1 protein-coding gene and 2 pseudogenes are annotated in these 2,850 nt (G+C 69.3%); all 3 read left to right on the top strand.

Features of this window, described 5'->3' with window-relative positions; genetic code table 11:
* Positions 1–278: pseudogene (locus G3N93_RS37285) on the top strand (hypothetical protein); the annotation flags it as partial.
* Positions 278–2,128 (top strand): acyl-CoA dehydrogenase, encoded by a 1,851-nt coding sequence (locus G3N93_RS37280; protein WP_174983739.1) that lies wholly within the window; start codon positions 278–280, stop codon positions 2,126–2,128. The pseudogene G3N93_RS37285 and the gene G3N93_RS37280, both read left to right, overlap by 1 nt.
* Before the next feature lies 1 nt (position 2,129).
* Positions 2,130–2,850, top strand: a pseudogene (locus G3N93_RS37275) (citrate/2-methylcitrate synthase); the annotation flags it as partial.

The following is a 2,850-nucleotide window of genomic DNA, read 5'->3' as shown; positions in this document are numbered from 1 at the left end:
ACTGGTGCGTGCCGCCCGGCTTCGATCCCGGCTTCGCGGCACGCGTGGCCGACGCCGCGTCGATCCCCGTCGCCGCCCGCATCCAGCATGAAGCGGCCGGCCACCTGTCGTCGGCCGAATCGGCGGCTGCGTTGATCCGGCTCGCCGGTGCACTCGACGAAGGCGAACGCCGCACCGTGCTCGTGTGGGATGCGGCACTGCATGGCGCGGCGGCGGCGGCCGTCGTCGACCTCGCCGGCGGCCTCGATGCCGCGCTCGATATCGAAGGAGACGCGTGATGAGCGCTTACAAGGTGAGCCTGCGCGAACTGCGCTTCTTTCTGTGGGAACTGTTCGAAGCCGACAAGCGTTTCCTCGCGGAACACGGCCTGTACGGCACGCACGACCGTGCGTCGATCGACGCGCTGCTCGAACGCGCGCGCGACTTCGCGCTCGATCTCGGTCGCAGCTACCAGCAGGCGGACGTCGAGGGCTGCACGCTGCTCGACGACGGCCAGGTGCGCATTCCGTCGCATTTCCACGCGCTGTGGGCGCGCTTTCGCGACGAATGGTCGAACACGCTGTTCGGCACCGCGCACGGGCTGCCGCCGATCGTCACGCAGATGATCTACGAGATGTTCATGGGCGCGAACCCGTCGTTCATGACGTACGGCGGCTTCACGCGCCCCGCGATCAAGCTGCTGCAGATGCACGGCACGCCGCACCAGAAGGCGCTGATCGCCCCGCTCGAGGCGTACCGCTGGGACGCCTGTTTCTGCGCGACCGAACCGCAGGCCGGCACCGACCTCACCGCGGTGGCGCTGCGCGCGACGCCGCTCGAACGCGACATCTATGCGATTGACGGCGAGAAGGTCTACATCTCGGCCGGCATGCACGAGCTGACCGAGAACACGCTGTATTTCGTGCTCGGCCGCATCGACACCGCGTCGCCGGACTCGTTCTCGCTGTCGTGCCTCGTCGTGCCGCGCTTCTGGCCGGACGAGGAAACGGGCGAACTGCAGTCGAACCATGTCGACTGCATCGGCCTGCCGCGCAAGATGGGGCTCAAGGGCTGCGCGAACACGCACCTCGTGTTCGGTTCGAACGGCACGACCAAAGGCTGGCTGCTCGGCGGCCGGCGCAACGTCGGCCTGCTGCAGCTGATGCCGCTGATGAACCAGGCGCGGATGAGCACCGGGATGTTCGGCGTCGGCGTCGCATCGAGCGCGTACCTGCATGCGGTCGAGTATGCGGGCCGCCGGCTGCAGGGCCGGCCGATCGAGCGCGCGTCGAACACCAACGCCGCACGCGTCGCGATCGTCGAGCACGCGGACGTGCAGCGCATGCTGGTCGACATGAAAAGCCGCGTCGACGGCTGCCGCGGCCTGCTCGGCAAGCTCGCCGCGACCGCCACCCGCGCGGCGATGCTCGAGGCCACGCCCGACGCCGACCCGGCCGAGATCGAGCGCCACCGCAAGCTGCAACTGCTGCTGACGCCGATCTGCAAGGCGTTCATCTCCGACCAGGCGTGGCGGATCTGCGAAACCGCGATCCAGGTGCACGGCGGGCTCGGCTATACCGATGCGAGCCCCGTCGAGCAGAACGCGCGCGACGTGAAGATCCTGTCGATCTGGGAAGGCACGAACTACATCCAGGCGCAGGACCTCGTGCGCGACAAGCTCGGCTTCGGCCGCCATTCGCGACTGATCCAGTACTACCGCGACGAACTCGACGTGTTCCTCGTGCGCCAGCATCACACCGGCACGCATGCGGAGCTGCGTCCGCTGTTCGACGCGCTGCGCACCGGCGCCGACCGGATCGCCGCCGCGCTCGACGACATCGCGCGCGACGTGCAGGACGGTCACACGCACCGCAGCAGCCAGTTCTACACGCGCTTTCTCGAGATGTTCGGCGTCGTCACGTCGGCATGGGTGCTGCTCGAATCGGCGACGATCGCCGCGCGCCGGCTCGACGCGCCGGACACCGCCGACACGCCGGCCGAACTCGCGTTCTATCGCGGCAAGCTGAAAAGCGCGCGCTACTACTTCGCGAACGTGCTGCCCGTCGTCGACCAGCACGCGGCCGTGATCGCCGCGATGGCGCACGCGGCGATCAGCGTCAGCAGCGAAGAACTCGCGCAGGTGGAATGACATGGATACGACTCTCGATTCCGGTACGGCCACCACGACTGCCACGCCCACCTCGGCGGGCGACGCGCCGCGCAACCTGCTCGGCCGCCCGGCGACCCGCCATCGCGGCACCGACATCGACGGCGCGACGCTCGAACCCGAAGCGCTGCGCGTGCGCGATCTCGACCTGAACGCGCTGATCGGCGCGACGACGTTCGAAGGCGCGCTCGCGCACCTGTGGTTCGACGTCGCGCTTGGCAGCGCCGAACATCGCGCGCACGAAGCGGTAATCGGCGCGCGGCTCGCGGCATTCGCCGATGCGCTGGCGTCAGGCTCGGCCGCGCAATCCGTCGCCGCGGATCTCGGCGCTGCGGGTGTTGCGCCGGTGTTCGCGGCCGCGTCCGGCCTGTTGCGCGGCTTCGACGACGTGACGCCCCGCGTACACGGCGAAGCGCCGGGCGACGCCGATCTCGACACGATGCTGTTATGCGCAGCCGCCGCGCCGTTCCTGCTGCATGCCGCGATCGAAGGCCGTCCGTTCGCCGCGCGCCACGACTCGATCGACGCATCGCTCGCCGGTACGTCAAACCAGGCGCAACGCATGCTCGTGCTGACCGGCGCGACACGCACCGACGCACCGGCGCAAGCCGCAATGGACATGCTGCTCGTCGCGTGGCACGCCGGCTTCGGCTACATCACGCCGACCGTGCTCGCGCCGCGTGTCGCGATCGGCACCGGCGTCA

Source organism: Burkholderia sp. Se-20378, assembly GCF_017104665.1.
Lineage (GTDB): Bacteria > Pseudomonadota > Gammaproteobacteria > Burkholderiales > Burkholderiaceae > Burkholderia > Burkholderia lata.
The sequence above is the reverse complement of the archived record's forward strand: the minus strand, read 5'-3'. Positions and strand labels throughout refer to the sequence as shown.

Excerpts from the sequence above, each read along its gene's own strand:
- G3N93_RS37280 (WP_174983739.1), top strand. The coding sequence starts at position 278 with ATGAGCGCTTACAAGGTGAGCCTGCGCGAACTGCGCTTCTTTCTGTGG.